This is a genomic window from Bradyrhizobium sp. Kon58 (genome assembly GCF_055807455.1).
Genome location: NZ_JBVVOT010000015.1, coordinates 1 through 17,605 on the forward strand (window position 1 = coordinate 1; position 17,605 = coordinate 17,605).

The 17,605-nt window shown below is 60.9% G+C and carries 17 protein-coding genes; 2 read left to right on the top strand and 15 right to left on the bottom strand.

Annotated elements, in window-relative coordinates; all coding sequences use genetic code 11:
* The 7 genes from AC0L20_RS23170 to AC0L20_RS23200 form a co-directional block, all read right to left on the bottom strand.
* Nucleotides 1-1,241, bottom strand: a 1,241-nt coding sequence (locus AC0L20_RS23170) for an efflux RND transporter permease subunit (protein WP_473292491.1), incomplete at its 3' end; no start/stop codon positions are given.
* Nucleotides 1,242-1,247: 6 nt separating this feature from the next.
* A complete protein-coding gene (locus tag AC0L20_RS23175; RefSeq protein ID WP_473292846.1) occupies nucleotides 1,248-2,438 on the bottom strand; it encodes an efflux RND transporter periplasmic adaptor subunit in 1,191 nt (396 codons plus the stop codon).
* A gap of 1,286 nt (nucleotides 2,439-3,724) precedes the next feature.
* The gene (locus AC0L20_RS23180) at nucleotides 3,725-4,930 is read right to left on the bottom strand and encodes an ABC transporter substrate-binding protein (protein ID WP_473292493.1); all 1,206 of its coding nucleotides are present in this window, start codon (nucleotides 4,928-4,930) and stop codon (nucleotides 3,725-3,727) included.
* 78 nt (nucleotides 4,931-5,008) lie between these two features.
* Nucleotides 5,009-5,707, bottom strand: a complete 699-nt coding sequence (locus AC0L20_RS23185) for an ABC transporter ATP-binding protein (protein ID WP_007607511.1) — start codon at nucleotides 5,705-5,707, stop codon at nucleotides 5,009-5,011.
* On the bottom strand, nucleotides 5,704-7,551 hold the full coding sequence (locus tag AC0L20_RS23190) for a branched-chain amino acid ABC transporter ATP-binding protein/permease (RefSeq protein ID WP_473292495.1): 1,848 nt from the start codon (nucleotides 7,549-7,551) through the stop codon (nucleotides 5,704-5,706). Before AC0L20_RS23190 ends, AC0L20_RS23185 begins: the two co-directional genes overlap by 4 nt.
* Nucleotides 7,552-7,562: 11 nt before the next feature.
* Nucleotides 7,563-8,438: a branched-chain amino acid ABC transporter permease gene (locus tag AC0L20_RS23195; RefSeq protein ID WP_007607509.1), complete on the bottom strand. Its 876-nt coding sequence runs from the start codon at nucleotides 8,436-8,438 to the stop codon at nucleotides 7,563-7,565.
* A 99-nt stretch (nucleotides 8,439-8,537) separates the two neighbouring features.
* Nucleotides 8,538-9,872 carry a substrate-binding protein gene (locus AC0L20_RS23200; RefSeq protein ID WP_473292498.1) on the bottom strand — a complete coding sequence of 445 codons (1,335 nt, stop codon included), beginning with the start codon at nucleotides 9,870-9,872 and terminating at the stop codon, nucleotides 8,538-8,540.
* Between the two features lie 458 nt (nucleotides 9,873-10,330).
* Between AC0L20_RS23200 and AC0L20_RS23205 the strand changes: the two genes are divergently transcribed.
* Together AC0L20_RS23205 and AC0L20_RS23210 are read left to right on the top strand one after the other, a co-directional pair.
* A complete protein-coding gene (locus AC0L20_RS23205) occupies nucleotides 10,331-10,741 on the top strand; it encodes a hypothetical protein (RefSeq protein WP_473292501.1) in 411 nt (136 codons plus the stop codon).
* Nucleotides 10,742-10,854: 113 nt separating this feature from the next.
* Nucleotides 10,855-11,349: a MarR family winged helix-turn-helix transcriptional regulator gene (locus AC0L20_RS23210; protein WP_473247721.1), complete on the top strand. Its 495-nt coding sequence runs from the start codon at nucleotides 10,855-10,857 to the stop codon at nucleotides 11,347-11,349.
* A 145-nt stretch (nucleotides 11,350-11,494) separates the two neighbouring features.
* On the opposite strand, the gene AC0L20_RS23215 is transcribed toward AC0L20_RS23210, so the two are convergent.
* The 8 genes from AC0L20_RS23215 to AC0L20_RS23250 form a co-directional block, all read right to left on the bottom strand.
* Entirely contained in the window at nucleotides 11,495-11,686 is a 192-nt protein-coding gene (locus AC0L20_RS23215; RefSeq protein ID WP_007607498.1) for a hypothetical protein, read from the bottom strand.
* 150 nt (nucleotides 11,687-11,836) lie between these two features.
* Nucleotides 11,837-14,101: an alpha,alpha-trehalose-phosphate synthase (UDP-forming) gene (locus AC0L20_RS23220; protein ID WP_473292503.1), complete on the bottom strand. Its 2,265-nt coding sequence runs from the start codon at nucleotides 14,099-14,101 to the stop codon at nucleotides 11,837-11,839.
* Nucleotides 14,102-14,206: 105 nt separating this feature from the next.
* Nucleotides 14,207-14,401 (bottom strand): hypothetical protein, encoded by a 195-nt coding sequence (locus AC0L20_RS23225; RefSeq protein ID WP_007607496.1) that lies wholly within the window; start codon nucleotides 14,399-14,401, stop codon nucleotides 14,207-14,209.
* Nucleotides 14,402-14,761: 360 nt separating this feature from the next.
* Nucleotides 14,762-15,037: a DUF5985 family protein gene (locus AC0L20_RS23230; protein ID WP_007607495.1), complete on the bottom strand. Its 276-nt coding sequence runs from the start codon at nucleotides 15,035-15,037 to the stop codon at nucleotides 14,762-14,764.
* Entirely contained in the window at nucleotides 15,037-15,294 is a 258-nt protein-coding gene (locus AC0L20_RS23235) for a DUF5985 family protein (protein WP_007607494.1), read from the bottom strand. Before AC0L20_RS23235 ends, AC0L20_RS23230 begins: the two co-directional genes overlap by 1 nt.
* 2 nt (nucleotides 15,295-15,296) lie before the next feature.
* A complete protein-coding gene (locus tag AC0L20_RS23240; RefSeq protein ID WP_007607493.1) occupies nucleotides 15,297-15,668 on the bottom strand; it encodes an SMC-Scp complex subunit ScpB in 372 nt (123 codons plus the stop codon).
* Between the two features lie 170 nt (nucleotides 15,669-15,838).
* Nucleotides 15,839-16,312: a PRC-barrel domain-containing protein gene (locus tag AC0L20_RS23245; protein WP_473292507.1), complete on the bottom strand. Its 474-nt coding sequence runs from the start codon at nucleotides 16,310-16,312 to the stop codon at nucleotides 15,839-15,841.
* Between the two features lie 423 nt (nucleotides 16,313-16,735).
* A complete protein-coding gene (locus AC0L20_RS23250) occupies nucleotides 16,736-17,533 on the bottom strand; it encodes a Crp/Fnr family transcriptional regulator (RefSeq protein ID WP_473292510.1) in 798 nt (265 codons plus the stop codon).
* Nucleotides 17,534-17,605 lie beyond the last annotated feature (72 nt).

Below are 17,605 nucleotides of genomic sequence, written 5' to 3' on the forward strand. Positions count from 1 at the left end.
TCGACCACGACGATGGCATCGTCGACCAGGATGCCGACGGCGAGCACCATGCCGAACATCGAGAGCATGTTGATGGAATAGCCGGCGAGCAGCAGCGTGGTACAGGCGCCCAGCAGCGCCACCGGCACCACGATGGTCGGAATGATGGTGTAGCGGATGTTCTGCAGGAACAGGAACATCACCACGAACACCAGCACGATGGCCTCGACCAGCGTCGACAGCACCTTCTTGATCGAGGCCTCGACCACCGGCGTGATGTTGTAGGGAATCTCGTAGCCGATATTGGCCGGGAAGAAGCGAGACAGCTCCTTCATCTTCTCTTCGACGGCGCTCGCGGTCGCCAGCGCATTGCCGGTCGGCGACATCAGCACGGACAGACCGGCAGTCGGCTTGCCGTCGAGACGGGTGTTGAACTGGTAGCTGAGGCCGCCGACCTCGATGCGCGCGACGTCGCGCAGCCGCACGGTCGAGCCGTCGGCATTGGCGCGCAGGATGATGGTGCCGAATTCATCCGGGGACGAGAGCTGGCCCTTGACCAGCACAAGCGCGGAGGTGCGCTGGGTCGAGGTCGACGGCTCGGCGCCGATGCTGCCCGAGGCGACCTGCGCGTTCTGCGCGGCAATGGCCTTGTTGACGTCGTCGGCGGTCAGGCCATAGCCGACCAGCTTTGCCGGATCGACCCAGACGCGCAGGCTGCGTTCGGTCGAATACAGCGTGGCGCGGCCGACACCGGGGATGCGGCGGATCTCGCCGAGCACGTTACGGATCATGAAGTCGCCGAGGCCAACCTCGTCCAGGCTGCCATCGGTCGAGTTCAGCGTGATGATCTGGAGCACCGCGCTGGAGGCTTCCTCGATCAGAATGCCCTGCTGGATCACCGCGCGCGGCAGCCGCGCCTCGACGCGCTTGATGCGGTTCTGCACCTCGACCGAGGCGGCGCTGGTGTCGGTGCCCGGCACGAAATTGGCGATGATCTCGACCTGGCCGAGCGAGTCGCTAGTCGATTCGAAATTGAGGATGCCGGAGGCGCCGTTGAGCTCCTCCTCGATCAGCCGCGTGACGCTGTTGTAGAGGTTCTCGGGCGAGGCGCCGGGATAGCTGGTCGAGATCGAGATCGAGGGCGGCGCGATGATCGGGTACTGCGCGATCGGCAACAGCGGAATCGAAATTGCGCCGACCAGACAGATGAACAGCGCGACGACCCAGGCGAAGATCGGCCTGTCGATGAAGAAGCTCGCCATGCTGCGTTACCCGCCGGCCTCCGCAGTCCGCCTGGCGGCGGAGGCCCCAGGTTCGGTAGTCCAGTCCTGCGGCCTGACTTCGTCACCAGGCGCGAACTTCTGGAACCCTTCGACCACGACTTTGTCGCCGGCCTTCAGGCCGTCGGTGACGAACCAGATTCCGTCCTGGGCCGAGCCGGTGCGCACCGGCTGCACCGCGATGTGGTTGTCGTCCTTGACGATGAATACCTCGCTGCCGCCGCCGCCATTGCGCTGGATAGCCTGCTGCGGCACCGCGATCGCGTCGCTATCGACGCCTTGCTCGATGCGCACGCGGACATACATGCCGGGCAGCAGTTCGTGTTTGGGATTGCGGAACTCGCCCCGCAACGTTACCTGCCCGGTATGGGCGTCAACCTTGGCGTCCGAGAACAGCAGCTTGCCGTCAAGCGAGTAGAGGGTCTTGTCGTCAAGCACCAGGTGCACTTTGGCGGCACCGGAGGCGATACGCTCGAGGTCGCCAGTCTCGAACGCTCGGCGAAGTTGATGGAGTTCGCTCACCGACTGGGTGAAGTCGGCATACACGGCATCGAGCTGCTGGACGGTGGCGAGATTGGTCTCGTTTTGCACGACGAGCGCGCCTTCTGTGACTAGCGCTGCGCCAACCACACCATCGATCGGTGCACGAACTGTAGCGTATTCCAAATTGAGGCGAGCGCGTTCCAGTTCTGCTGCCCGCTTTTGGACTTCCGCCTTTGCCTGGCGCTCCGACGCAATCGCCTTCTCATTCTGAGCCTCCGACGTCACGCGCTCACTTGTAAGGAGAGCGACCCTCCGCGCCTGCTGGCTGACTTGCATCAATGCAGCTTGCGCCTTGGTGAGCGCAGCCTCGTTGGCCATCACCTCGACCTCGAACGGACGCGGATCGATGCGGTACAGCGGATCGCCGGCCTTCACCTCGCTGCCCTGTCGGAATAGGCGCGCGACCACGATTCCGGAGACGCGGGGGCGGACCTCCGCCACTCGGAGGGGAGCAATTCGGCCGGGCAACTCTCGGACAACGGGTCGAGCCTGAGGCTTCACCACAAGAGTGCTAACCTCACCGGGGAGCGGTTGTTGCAGAGACGCGGCCTTCGGCTGGTCGCATCCGCCAAGCAACAGGCCAGCTGCCGCAAGCAAACAACCGACGTGAGCCGCTCGCGTAATAGTCGATTTCATCAGTTCTCTACCCCATTCACACAACGTTTTCGCTCTGCCAAGGTCGTCTGGCGCAATCAAGTTCAGCCCGTTGAACATACGCCTTAATGACGTCGACTCTTCCAGCGGAAGCATTCGATGCGAGTACCGCCGATAAATAGCGCTGGTACGCCGCCCCGATTACAAGGTGGCGATGACAGGATAGCTTTATCGAACTTAATCAATCCCACTCCCTCCTCTCTCTTGGAATACCCTCAATCAAAGCCGCTTGATCATCGGCACACTCGCGTACTCAGCCGCCAAGCTTGCGAAATGCCACTCCATAGGTGAAGGGTAAGTCATTCAGAACGTAGTGTGTTGCTTTAACTCAGACCAAGCGACGATTGGCCGGCTGAGCGTCAGGAAGCACGGATTGCGCGTATCCCTGAAGCATCTCCAACGTCAGGGTATCGGATCTGAGGGTAACAGGCCCTGCCGTTTCGATTAGCAACGCCCTGCCCAGAATCTCAAAGGCACGCCCGGCGGCGCGACGCGCATTCCGGGAATACAGGCCACGCCGACAACCCATTCTGCCCAGCGAACGCGCAGTGATTGAGCTACGCTGGCACCTATGAAGTACATGTCGCATCATGCTGTAGGAACTGCCCAAGACCTGGCGTTTGGCGGCCGGAATTCTCCCACAATTCGTGAGCAACGAATTGGCGGGCGAGCTCTGCCACTCCTGCGACAGATCGCTAAGGTAGCTACACCGGTGCGGGAGCCGTCGCGATGATAGTCGATGGAGAGCCAGAGCAGCGTCCCCCAAATGTGCCATTCTCCGTCCCCCAAAACAGCAGCTTGTAAACCGCGAAGCCAAATCACTCGTACTTAAGCAGGAAGTGGCTGATTTGGCAGTCAGGCTGACCCTGCCTCCGTCAGGAAAACCCTCACAGCGCGTTCAAATGAGCGATAGACTGCTGTCTCTTCTGGCCCCGCTGGCGCTTTTTACTCGGATCAGCACGCGTTCGAGCCGCCGCTTGGCTCGACTGCCGCAGCGGAGAACCTGCGTCGCGCGGGATATCGGAGCAGTAGCGTCCTTGCCACCAAAGGCCTGGAGCGGCTCGGGCGCAGCGCGGCGGGTCACCGCTAACCCGAGCACTGCCCGTTCCTTGGACATATGCCAGGGGATGCGTTCGATCAGCCCCTGAGAAACGATTTCTAGATCAGGCACTGCCTCCGCAGCCGCTTGGTGCCTTCAATCCGCACTACAAGCAGGAGCGCCCTGCCGGTAGTTCCTCTTGGGCGACGACGCGCTTGGAACACCACTATCAGTGTGCAACCAGCGGACACGCCGAGTCGGACAACTTTCCGAATGCTTCTTCGCCCGACATAGTGTGAACCAGTTTGTAATAGTCCCAAGGTTGTTTGGACTCATCGGGTTTCTTGACCTGCATGATATACATCTCATGCTCCATCAGGCCGTCGGCACGGATCTTGCCGTTGCTGGTGAACATGTCGTCGATCTTCATCTTCTTGAGCTCCGCCATGACCTTCTCTGAATTGGTGGAGCCGGCAGCCTTGATCGCGTTGAGGTAGCTCATGGTCGCCGAATAGTAGCCCGCCTGATTCATGGTGGGCTCGCGCTTCGTCTTCTCATAGTAGCGTTTGGCGAAAGCGCGGGTCTTCTCGTTGAGATCCCAATACCAGCCGGTGGTGAGATACAGGCCCTGTGCGGTCTTGAGGCCGAGGCTGTGAATGTCGCTGATGAAGGCGAGCAATGCGGCCGGCTTCATTGTCCTCGCGATGCCGAACTCGTCGGCAGCCTTGATCGAGTTAGTGAAGTCGTTGCCGGCATTGGCCAGTCCAAGCACCTGCGCACCTGCGTTTTGCGCCTGGAGCAGATAGCTCGAGAAGTCCGACGTGGAGAGCGGAACGCGCACGGCGCCGATCACCTTGCCGCCATTGGCCTCGACCACCTTCGAGGCGGATTCCTGCAACTGGGTGCCGAAGGCGTAGTCGGCGGTGAGGAAGAACCAGCTTTCACCGCCCTGCTTCACCATGGTCTTGGCGGTACCGTTGCCGAGAGCCGTCGTGTCGTAGACGTAGTGCACCGTATAGGGTGTGCAGTCCTTGCCGGTCAGCGATGCGCCGGCTGCGCCGATAGCGATGAACGGAATTTTCTTCTCCTTGGCGACATTGTTCATCGCCAGGCTGACTCCCGTGTTCGATCCGCCGAGAATCATCGTAACGCCGTCGCGATCGGCCCATTCGCGGAACTTTTGCGCTCCAACGTCGGGCTTGTTCTGGTGATCGGACACCATGAACTCGATCTTGTTCCCGAGCACGCTGCCGCCAAAATCCTCGATCGCCATCTTGGCCGCCTCGACGCCGCCGGGACCGATCACGTCGGCATACAGGCCGGACATGTCGTCGATATCGCCGATCACGACCTTGTTTTCGGCCGCGTGTGCAGTCGTCACCGCCATTGACGCCGCCAGCAACAGTTGAACCGTTCTTACCGCAATGTATTTCATTTGACGTGTTCCTCCTTTTCGATTTCAGCGCGAAGTCGTCAAGACTTCGCGTCGTCACGTCGCGCTCGGTGAAATCAACTAGACGCCGAGATAGCGCTGGAGCAGCTCCGGTTGTGCCTTGAGCTCCCGAGCTGGCCCGTCGTGCACGATGTGTCCGTTGTTGATGATGTAGATCCGGCTCGCCAGCGCCAGCGTCGCCGCCAAATTCTGCTCGACCAGCACGATGGTCTGGCCGGCGGCGGCGAGCTCGCGGCAGGCCTTGACGAGATCGTGGACGATGACGGGCGCGAGCCCCTCGAACGGCTCGTCCAGCAGCACGATCTTGGGATCGCGCACCAGCGCCCGCGCGATAGCGAGCATCTGCTGTTCGCCGCCCGACAGCTCGGTGCCGCGGTTGCTACGCCGCTCCTTCAGTCGCGGAAACATCTCGTAGATACGGTCGAGAGGCCAGCGTTTGGGCGCCGTGATCCCGGCGAGCAGAATATTCTCTTCCACCGACAGGCTGCCGAAAATGCGGCGCTCCTCGTGCACGAGCTGCATGCCGGCCTGCGCGATTCTGTGGCTCTTTCGGCCGGCGATATCGATGCCGTCGAACTTCACGCTGCCGCTACGCGGCGTCACGACACCCATCAGGCTCTTCAGCGTCGTGCTCTTGCCGGCGCCGTTGCGGCCGAGCAGCGCCACCACCTCGTGACGCTCGACGTGCATGGCGACGTCGAACAGGATGTGGGAGTCCCCGTAATAGCTGTTCAGGCCGTTGACCTCGATCAGGCTCATGCCGCGATTTCTCCGTGCACCCCGCCGAGATAGGCTTCCTGGACGGCGGCGTTCGCCTTGATTTCCTCCGGCGTGCCGGAGACCAGCACCCGGCCTTCCTGAAGCACGGTGACGCGCTCGACCAGCTCGAACAGCGAATCCATGTCGTGGTCGATGATGATCATGGTACGGCCGCGCGCGATCGACTTGAGCAGCTTGACGGTCTCGACACGCTCTCGCGGGCTCATGCCGGCGAGCGGCTCGTCAAGCAGCAGCAGGCGCGGCGACGTGGCGAGCGCAAGCCCGATTTCCAGCCTGCGCTTCTCGCCATACGCAAGCTCGGACACCGGCGTGTCGGCACGACGGGTCAGGTTCACCAAAGCGAGCGTGTGCGCCACCTGCTCCGTCAGGCCCTTGACGCCGGCGAGCGTGCGGAACAGGTCGAGCCGGAATTTTCCCCGCAGCTCTGCGAGTGCGGCGATCGTCAGGTTCTCCCGCACCGTCAGCCCGGTGAAGAGCTGGTTGACCTGATAGCTTTTGGTCAGTCCGAGCTGGCAAACCTCGGTGACCTTCAATCCCGTGATGTCGCGCCCCTCGAACACGATCTGACCAGAGCTCGGCGCGATCTCGCAGGTCAGCATCTTGAAGAAGGTCGACTTGCCGGCACCATTGGGGCCGATGATGCCGCGCAATTCGCCCTGGTTGACGCTGAAATCGATGTCGCTGTTGGCGATGAGCCCGCCATAGCGCTTGGTGAGGCCGGTGGCTTTGAGGATCGGCCCGGAATAGACGGGGTGCGCGACCTCCTTCGCCTGCATCGGCGCGGGCGGGAGATGCTGCGCGGCCTCGCCGTCAGCGGCCTCTTGCCCCTCTTCCGCTTCCCTCCGCTTCCGCCCGTCCGAGACAAGGCGATATAGATCGGCAAGACCGCCGATGATGCCGCCGCGCAGGAAGCAGACCAGCAGCACGAACACGACGCCGAGCACGAGCTTCCAGGCCGCTCCCAGGCCGAGCGCAGACTGCAGGAAATCCTGCAGGAACAGCCACACGGTTGCGCCGACCAGCGGTCCGAACAACGTGCCCCTGCCGCCGATGGCCGTCTGCATCACGAGCTGGCCCGAGGTGTCGAAGGTGAAGGCGTCGGGCGGCATGAAGGCCTGGAGCACGCCGAGCAGGCCGCCGGCGAAACCGGCGTAAGCCGCCGCGATCACGAAGGCCGTCAGCTTGTAGCCGTGAATGTTGTGCCCGACCGCGGTGGCGCGTAGCGGATTGTCCCGGATCGCGCTGAAAATAGCGCCGACCGGCGAGCGCACGATCCTGAGCGCGATGATGACGCCGACGAAGTAGCAAAGCGCGATGAACTGGTAGAGCGACCAGCCATTGGTGAAGTGGAGCGTGGTGAAGCCGAGATTGAAGCTCGGCGTCGGCACCCCCGGCAGCCCGTTCTCGCCGCCGGTGAAATCCGACAAAGGATTGAACTCGACGAAGAAGAAGACCTGCGCGATCGCCACGGTGATCATGGCGAAATAGATGCCAGTCCGGCGCAGCGCAATCAGGCCGACGAGGTATCCGGTCGCCGCGGCCGCGATCATGCCGATGATCAGCGCACCCAGCACGTTGCCGAAGCCGGCGCGCGTCAGGAGGTAGGCGGCGACGAAGCCGCCGGTGCCGTAGAAGGCGGATTGGCCGAACGACAATAGCCCGGTGAAGCCGAACAGGATGTCGAAGCCGAGGCCGAACAGGCCCCAGACCAGGATCCGGTTGACGGTGTTGGGCGCGAAGCCGAGATGGGGCAGCACGAAGGGAGCCACGATCAGGCCGACGGCCGTCAGTGTCTCGATCAGGAACGGGCGTTGCTTGAACATGGGAAAATCGCTTACTCGCGGCCCTGTACGCCGAGCAAGCCATGCGGTCGCACCACGAGCACGAGCGTCATGACCGCAAACAGCATCACATAGGCGTAGCCGGGGTTGAACATGGAGGTGACGCTGATGATCTCGCCGGCGATCAGACCGCCGAGGATCGCGCCCGGAAACGAGCCGACGCCGCCGATCACCACCACCACGAAGGTCTGGACCAGGATGTCGTCTCCGATGCCCGGCGTCAGCGACACCACCGGCGCGTTGACGATGCCGGCAAAGCCGGCGGCCATCGCGCCGATGCCGAACACCACCATGAAGACGCGATAGACGTTGATGCCGAGCGAATCCACCATCACCGAATCCTCGATGCCGGCCCGCACGATCAGGCCGAGCCGGGTCCGGTAAAGGATGATGAACAGCGCGCCGAGGGCGATCGCGACGATGCCGACCACGGCGAGGCGGTAGGTCGGATAGAACATGAAGCCGAGGTTGGTGATGCCCTGGAATAGCGCCGGCGGCGGCACCAGCTGCGACTGGCTCGAGAAGATCAGGCGCACGAGCTCGACGAAGCAGATGCCGAGCCCGAAGGTCACGAGCAGTTGATCCTCGTGCGGGCGATCATAGAAGTGGCGGATAATGACGCGTTCCATGACAACGCCGAGCAGCATCACGAACAGCGAGCCTGCGATCACGGCGAGGATGAACGATTCTGTGTACTGGTAAGCCACGAAACCGGCATAGCCGCCGATCATGAACATCGCGCCGTGCGCGAGGTTCAGCACGCCGAGCGTGCCGTAGATGATGGTCAGGCCGGAGCTGATCAGCGCGAGCAAGGCACCCAATGCGAGCCCGTTGAAAAGCTGTGAAACGAGGTTAGGCCAACTTATCATGCGACAATCGCTGTTGTGGCGCGCGAGGGTGCGCGTCAGAAAAAGGTGACGCCGCGGGACCGGAGTGCAGTCCGCGGCGTCACAGGGGTTTGCGAGATCTCAGCTGTAGTCGCCGAGATGGCAGCCGAAGGCGTCGGGCTTCTGCATCAGGCCTTCGCCCGGGACGATCTCGACGACGTCGTACCAGTCTTCCTTGTTCTTCATGTCCTTCTGCTGCTTGCCCTTGACGATGATCACCGGGCGAACGCACTGATGATCCTCGGGGCGGTAATGCACGTCGCCGACCAGCGACGGGATTGTTTCGCCCTTCTCGTAGGCCTTGATCACGTCGGGCGGACTGAAGCTGCCGGCCTGCTCGCACATGTGCGCCCAATGCGCGAAGCTGACATAGGCGTTCTCGGCGCCCCATTCGGGCTTGTAACCGTACTTCTTCTCGAAGGCTTCGTTGAACATCTTGGCCAGCGGGAACTTGTCCTCGATCGTCCACCAATAGTCGGTGGCGGCATAGACGCCCTGCATCAGGCCGCCGGTCTCGCGCGCGATGAAAGGCACCTGGTAGGGGACGACCAGCTTCATCTTGTCGAGCACGCCGAACTGCTTTGCCTGCTGGGTCGACAGCACCGCATCATGGCCCCAGTTCACGTTGATGAGCACGTCGGCGCCAGAGTTCGCGACGTTCAGCAGGTAAGAGGAATAGTCCGGCGCGCCGAGCGGGGCGACCTGGTTGGTCACGGTGGTCCAGCCGGCCGTCGCGAGGAAATCCTGCATCGATTTGGTAACGGTGTGGCCGTAGGTGTAGTCGGGCGTCAGATACGCCGCCTTCTTGCCCTTGCCGAACTCACGTACCATCACCGGGCCGATCGCCGCAGCCGCAGTCTGGCCGTAGAAGTTTTGGCGAAAGCCGTAGCGGACGCAATCCTTGCCAGTGGTATCGTTCGATCCGGAAATGCCGCACACAAAAATTACGTGTTCGCGCTGGGCGAGTTTGTTCAGCGCCACCGCAACGGCGCTGGACGTGCCGCCGGTGATCATGATCGCCTTGTTCTCGCTGATGAAGCGCTGCTGCGCCTGGACCGCCTCGTTCGGCTTGGCCGCCGAGTCGGCGACGCCGAACTTCAGCTCCTTGCCGAGCACGCCCTTGCTGGTCTTAGGCGAGATCTTCTTGATCAGCTGGTGGCCTTCATTGATGTGCTCGATCGCGAGCTGGTAGCCCTTGAGTTCGTCTTCACCTTGCACGGCATAGGTGCCGGTGCGCGGCACCGAGATGCCGATGAAGGCGGTGGAACCCGAGACTCCCGCGGGGTAGGAGCCGATCGCTGGCTTGTCCTCGGCAAACGCGGGCATCGCCGGCAGCATCGAGCCGCCGATGAGGCCCGCGGTGGTCTGAAGCAGGCCACGGCGCGAGAGGCCGCGGCGGATGAGATTGTCAGTCATGATCGTTTCCTCCGAACATCGTTGTTGTTTGCAGGCAAAGCACGACCTGTCCGGCGGCGGCCGGCCTCGAGGGCCTGCCCGCGCCGGGCACGTCACATCCGCGTGTAGCTCTTGGGCCCAAGCATTGCTTGTGAACGCCTTCTGTCAATTTCGTCTTTGGTCGAACGCTGAAAATTATCTCGTGAAAACATATCGCATCACGATATATATTAGCCTTTGTGAGTACGAGGCTGGCGAGCTTGGCGAGAGAAATGGCGCGGCGAACGACAGTGGCGGGTACCCGGAAGCGACGGTCGTGGCCGCAAGGTGCGAAGCGGCAGGAGACGGCGTGGTCGGTGGAAGAGGTGAACGGACAGGGGGCGACACCACAGTCCAGCGATGCCCCGCGCATGCCCGACCCTCGCAATCGAACGACCGGTGAGCGGGGACCGGCAGTCGGCTCTGTTCAGGCGAAGCGTGTGCCCGGGCCGATGAAGCGGCTGAGCGTGCGTGCCCAGAACGTCCTGAAGGAGCTCGCAGTCGAGCTCAACGGCGAGCAACCGCCGAAAGGGAATTGGTCGCCGACGCGCGAATTGCTGCGGGCGCTCACGGCCGAACGTCTCGCGACGGCGCGCAATTGCGGGCCGCATACGATGCGGGAGATCGTGGACTGGGCGCAGGGCTGCGGCGTGACCATCAAGCCGGTAATCCCGCCCGGCGGTTCGCTGTCGCAGATGTGGAGCGAGCTGATCGCCAATGCCTCGGCAGGCAGCCTGACCAGCGCCGAGATCGCCGGTGCGCTGCAGCGCTCGATCAAGCGGAAGAGCGCCCGGATCCCGATCGCCTTTCAGGTCATCTTGGTGAAGATCCTACTCTCGAGCTTCGAGTAGAGCACCGGATAGCTGTGTATCCGGAGTTCCCGCTGCTTGGTGCGGGCGCTCCTGCTTGCTACTTTTGGCTAACGGCCCGCGTCGCCGGGTGGGAAGCACGGAGACGGCATGGCATGGTTCAGGTGAAGAAGGCGCAACGGGCGACTGCGGTCAGGTCTGCGCCATCCGCAGCCACCCACACGATGCATGACTCCGACTATGCTGCGCTGGCGCAGTTCCGGTACCAAATCCGGAGCTTTCTGGCCTTCAGCGAGGCAGCCGCAGCAAAGCAGGGATTGACGCCTACGCAGCATCAAGCGCTGCTTGGCATCAAGGGCTTCGTGCGCCCGGGTCCTGCGACAGTCGGTGATGTTGCGCGCTTTCTGCTGATCCGACCTCACTCGGCGGTTGAATTGATCAATCGTTTGGCCAAGCTTGGGCTAGTAAGCCGGGTTGCCGACCCGCAGGATGCCAGACGTGTGCGCCTCAAGCTGACCGGGAGAGGTGAACAGAAACTGCGGGCACTATCGCAGAGAAATCTTCAGGAGCTCCGCCGTGCCGCGAGCCCGGCGCTGGATCGCCTGCTGAGGTCGTTTCGGGAATCTGGCGGGCCGAAACCAGCGCGCTAAGCCCCAAGGAGGCCACGTCTACTCAGGCTTGCGCTATCGGCACCGGCTACGCATCAGCCTCCTGGACGATTGGTTTCCACCTCCGCGGCTGACGGATCGCATTTTCCGGCGGATTTTGAGAGCCGTCTCATGGCTCGAAAGGCGACTATCTGGTGAGCAGGCCTGAAATCAGCGCCGCGGCGCCAAGGCCCAGAAACGACAGAATGACTGGAGGGTACAGAACCAGAGCGGCTTCGAAGCGCAGGAATTTTGGATGATCGCCAGCGCGACTCGGGAGCCCAATGAAAATCAGGACGCCTGCAGCTGCGATCATGACAGCTCCGATCAGTATGTCCATTTCCGCCTTCCTTTCCACATGCCCAAGTCCACATGCCCAACGCAACAGCTCGCGGACGACAAGAGTGCCAGCGAGCTATTCGCCGTGGAAAGAGGGAACGGTACGCTTCAGTACGGTGTTTGTTGAAAAATCGGCATTTGGAGAGTTCGTTCAGATCTGCTTCACGCCATGACCGGCCTTGGTGGCCAGGCCGAGAACCCGCTCGCGGGTGCGACTTCTCGCTACGTCCACCAGCATCCCGCCTGCCCAGCGATAGACGTTATGCTCCTTGACCTGCTGTCGCATGAGCTTCATGCGCTCGGCCTGCTCCTCGATTGGCATTGTAAGTGCAAGCTCGATAGCCGATGCCATTTCGTCGGTGTCATAGGGATTGACGATGAGAGCCTCGGGTAATTCTCGTGACGCCCCGGTGAAGCTCGACAAGATAAGGACCCCAGCGTTGTCTTCTCGCGAGCTAACGAACTCCTTTGCGACGAGATTCATTCCGTCATGCAGGCTGCTGACGACGCAGGCATCGGCCGCTCTGAACAGCCGGAACACGTCTGACGGCTCGTAGTGCCGCGCGACCAAATGCATCAAGGGTTGGCGACCGCGGTGCCGCTCGTTTATTTCGGCAGCGAGCGCCTCCGCTTCAGCCTGGAGCTTCGAGTAGGCGTTGAGTTTGCTGCGCGTCGGTGCTGCGACCTGGATGAATGCAAGCCGATCTTTCCAGGCCGGATTTCGCGACAAAAGCGCGTCTACGGCCCGCATGCGATCAAGAATGCCTTTGGTGTAATCGAATCGCTCAACGCCTACGATCAGCCTCGTATCCTCCGCCAAACCGAACTGGGCGAGGATGCCAGATCGGCATTCCGTGGGAGGTGGTAGCTTTTCCAGTTCCCTTGGCGGCCATTCGATCGAGATCGGATAAGCACGTATTCTGGTCTCATGTCCTCCAAGGCTGACTGCCTGCACTTCGCGATCGATCCTGCTCTCCAGGAAGCGATCCACTCCCTCAATGAAGTTGTTGCAGTGAAATTGGGTATGAAATCCAACAATGGTGCTGCCGAGCAATCCTTCGATAATCTCCGCCTTCCATGGGCAGATGCTGAAGGTTTCCGCATTCGGCCACGGAATGTGCCAGAAGGTTATGATCGTCGCCCTGGGCAGGCGCTCACGGATCATTCTTGGAGCAAGCGCGAAGTGATAGTCCTGGACCAGCACAATGGGGTCCTCGGCGCGCGCCTCGGCAACGACTGCATCGGCAAAGCGTTGGTTGATCTGCCGATACATTTGCCAGTCGCTGGACCTGAACGTAGGGCGCACGAAAGCGATATGGCACAATGGCCAGAGCCCTTCATTGGCAAAACCGTAGTAATATCCGTCCTGTTCTTTCTCAGAGATCCAGATGCGCCGAAGCGTGTAGGCCGGGGCTGCCTCGGGGACGCGGAGCCTATCGTGGTCGTCGACGGTCTCCCGATCGGCGCTGCCGCTGCCGTGTGCGATCCAAGTGCCACCGCAGGCACGCATGATCGGCTCCAGGGCCGAGACCAATCCACTCGCCGGCCGCTGCACCACAGTCCCCGCTTCCGAAGTGTTGTGAATGTAGGGCTCCCGATTGGAAAGGACGAGAACTTCGGCCCCCGGGAGGACGCTTTGCAGCACCTCCTGAAGCGATTTCGGCGTCCAATCGATCTGGCTTGTAAACGTAACTTGTTCGGCGCTACGCAAGAGCTTGTGAATTTCTCGATCAATAGGCGAGCCACCGAGTTGGAGTGGCACTCCCTGAGCACCTCGACGGACCTCCTCGACCGCGCGTCGCAATGCCTTCATCCAGCCGCGCATCATGAGGACGGCGAAAATGATCGTGCCAACGGTCAGGACCAGAACGACGCCGGCAAGCGCGGCAAGCAGATACGCCAGCACCTGGCTGGACCTGGCCGCCGCGAAGCTGAGGTCGGTTAGAATGACGAGGTAGGAACGACCTCGGCTACTCGAGATCGGAAACGCAGCTACGAGAATTCGTCGCCCGCCGCTGGCGATGCTTGCGAAACTCTCGTTCTCGGATTTGGCCGACTTTTCGCAGGAGAAGCTCGCCGGCATCTCCGGTGTTGGCGCGAGCAACGAGCCTTCCGGATCACAAAATCCAACCGCGAGAATCTTCTTGTCGAGCGCCACTCTCTTGAAAAGGTCCGAGAGCCGGTCCCAGGCCTGGTCTTCCACATCACGACTAAGCAACGGCTGGATGGCGTTGAAGACCAGCTTGGATCTGGCTTCAACATCGCTTCGCGACCACTGCTGTACGATTCCTCCGGTAAATGGCGAGATACCGAACGCCACGACTGCGGCTACCGCCAGGCCGAAAATGCCATAGCGGAAGAACTCCTTGTACGATATCGGGGTCACTCCGGAGCTACCCCGACCGTCCGCAGGCATTTGCTCGAGCCGTCTAGCAGGCGCAGCTCTCGCGGCGCATTGGCCACTGCCGATTGCGCTAAGCGGTAGTGAGCGAACATATACCAGACCAAAGGACGGCTGCTGTTAGCTCGGATTGGCGAGCCGCTTCCCCTCCTCAAAGCCCGTACGCTCGTTGTTGCAGGTGAGACAAGTCGCACGTGCCATTTGCGTACCGTGGATTGCCAGCCGTTCATGCCGATGCGGCGTCTTTTCCTCGCAAGACAGGCAGTACGCTTGCGGAAAGACATTGAGTGCCGTTTGATTCGATTTGCTGATCATGAAAGCCCCCTGCGCAATATCCTTCGGAGGTCGCCCGCGAGCAAGCGGCTGCGGGGCAGATCGGCTGCTATTGTACAGAACTGTACCGTGTTTCGTCACGCAGCAAGCTGTGCGCGCTCTGCCGAAGATCACTCCTGTCCCACACAGCAGCCCGCCAACGTGCGGGTGAATTAGCGCGCGGCGGGAGTTGGAATCCCAGCGTTCCTCGGCTGGGGTCCGCCTCTCCTGACGGCATGACCTGTCCATCCGTCCCGGGCAAGGTCGGTGGTCGATTCCCCTGCCAGTCGTTCAAAGCGCGAAACCGGTTGTACGGTTGCACCCCGAGTAACCTTGCAAGTCAGCGCCTCTTGAATTCGCGCTTCACTTGCGCTTCTTCGGCAGTGCGTTCTTCCCGACGATCGAAAGCGCAATCAGACCGAATGTGATCAGGCGCGGGATGAAGTACACCGGCTCGCTCGCATTCGTCACTTGCACCACAGCCAGGACAAATCTTGCGACGGCGTCGATCACAAACGCAGCCGCAAAGAGCAGGAAAAAGGTGTCGCCCGTCTTACGCCAAAACTTCAGGAAATATATGCTCGCCAGGAGCGATGCGAATGCCGTCGCACCTGAAAGAACGGGATTCAAATGGTCCATCAGTCGGCCTCCCAGATCATGCCGATAAGCAGGACCGTCATGGCGAACAGGCCGATCGACAGACGCACGGCGGAAAGATCAACTTGAGGAAATACGATCTTATCGATCCAGAGAGCAGCATTTTCGAAAGTCAGACCCGCGAAGCAGACGGCGCTCCATAGGAGCAACTTCGACCTGTTACCGATATATGCCCGAATGAGCAGCCATGCACAAAAGCCGCTCGTGATCGCGCAAAGTGTGTAAATCACCGCAGCCATGACTAATCCTTTCGAATCCTGAAGGCATCTGAAAATGCCTGGATGCGGTGTGGGCTGTTGTGGATGATGTGTGTGATTGGGATCAAATGCCGCGAATACGCCAAGGCCAAGCTATCGACCACTGGCCGCAATTCGGGCCGCGGCGCAAACGCATAGATCCCCGCCTCGCCGTCGAGGAAGCCATCCTTCCTCAGGGACGCTAGAGCATCGGCCATCTCGATCTTGCCCGCGTAAAGGCGTGCAGCGAGCGACTCCACGTCGAAGCGCTCGCCGGGCCGCTTGTGGAAGAACAAAAGGGCTTCGAGCTGCGCCACAGAGCGAATGTAGCGTCGGACAAGCTCCTCTACCTCTTCCGGCAGTGCTTCATCAGACATCGTCGACCTCAGCCAGCGGCACGCAAGCTGATCGATTCAATGCAGAAATTCAAGACTGCTTTTCCTCTGCCACAAATCTAAGCCGACCGGATCAAATGCAACTGGAAAAGGCGGCGTCATCTCAGATGACACCGCCGATAAGCATGCTGGAAATAGGGACCGAAATCGGCTCAGTACTTGAATTCGGGCATCTTCTTCAGCTGATCCTTGTTGGCGTTCAGCACCACGTGATCCGGATACCAATTATCGCTTCGCTGGGCCGACGTTGATGCGCTTCCCGTCGTGCTCGTCGAACCGGCATTGCCGGTCTTTCCAGCGCCATCGTTGGACACGGTCTTCACCGGTTCTTTGGCGAATTTGAGCTGATCGAACGTTACGGCGACGTTGTGCTCGCCCATTCCAAGGAATCCTCCCACTCCGATCACCACGTTGGCAACCCGCCCGCTGGAATCCAAGATCAGATCATTGATGTCGCCGATCTTCTCGTTGCTGTTGTTATAGACGTTCACGCCAACGAGTTTCGATGCACGCCATTCACCTTCCTTGTGCATGGAGGCGGTCGAGGCAGCCGGCTGCACGTTGGGCGCCGCGGTCGTCGCGTTGTTCCGGGACGACTGCGCCATGACCGGCGTAGCCAGCAGCATCGCGGAGGCAAGAATGCAAAGTGATATCTTCATGACGACTGCTCCTACTTCTGTTGGATCATCGTCAACTCATCGCACGCTCGCAAGTTTCGTTTTCCTGAATGCGAATGTACGCTCCCGCACGAGACTTATCCGACCAGCTTGAGGCGGCTGCGCATCTTTTGATGAAGCATTGCACGTGTCACGGAAGGGTTGCATATGATGAACTCGACCATAGCGATAATGTCGTCCCTGGTGCGATTGCAGCAAGGGTTCTCGTAAGCGGCAAGAAGCCTTTGCGCCTCCTCCAAGGCTCCCACCAGAACTTCGGTATCGGTTCGGATCCGGACTTCTTGCGATGACATCTCCGCCTCTATTGCTTCAAGAATATCTGGACTCTGTTGGCTGCCGTACAGCCGACTTAACGGCAGTAGGGAATCGCGTTCACGAATATGCAATTCGGAGGGGCGGCACCGCACAAGGACGGTTGTGCGCCGACAGGATGATCCCCTGACAATCGCAAGACATCGCTTTCAGCCTGGCCTCGTCCATGACGACGATCCCCGCCCTGCGACATCCAATCACTCCGTCGCGCATCATACTCCCGAGAGCGACCGTAACGCCGGCGCGCCGGACCGCGAGAGCATTGGCTATGTAACTATGCGTGAAAGGTATCTCGCGAGACCCGAGCCTGTCGCTGGCAACCAGGAGCCACCGGGCGAGGCGCTGGTGCAGCGTGTGCCTGGAATTGCAGGCTGATAGCTGCGAACTGTGAATCAGGATCGCCTGAACATAGCCTAAAAGCATCTTTTCAAGCTCGACGTCCCTCTTGATCAAAGAAATCAGCTGATCGGACTGGATCCGAAGCGCTTGGCCCGGCACTCTCACGCTGCAGCGGTGCGGCGAAACGTGCATGCCCAGGACCAACGGCACGCCGACAAAATCCTTCATCCCGAGCGTATGGATCTCGACCGGCAGGCAGTCGCCCGCGCGGGTCGTGACAGAACACCCGCCGGACTCGATGAAGTAGGCATGGCGAAGAGGAGTGCCGCGATCGTAGAGAATTTGTCCTTTGTTCAGAGACACCGTCTCGCAGCTTTCGCGCAAACGGCACTGCGATGAAGCCGACAGTCGGGAGACGAGTTCGTTGCGGCTAGTCCCGCAGAAGGGCTCGTCCAAACCAAGCCGCTTCGGGTTGAATTTGTTTTCGATCAACCGCAGCGGCGATGAAGAATGTTCCATGTCAAGCCCAATTCTAGACCGCTACAATGATTGCCTGTACGATGGGATGGATCGAGCGATCCTGGGAGTCAG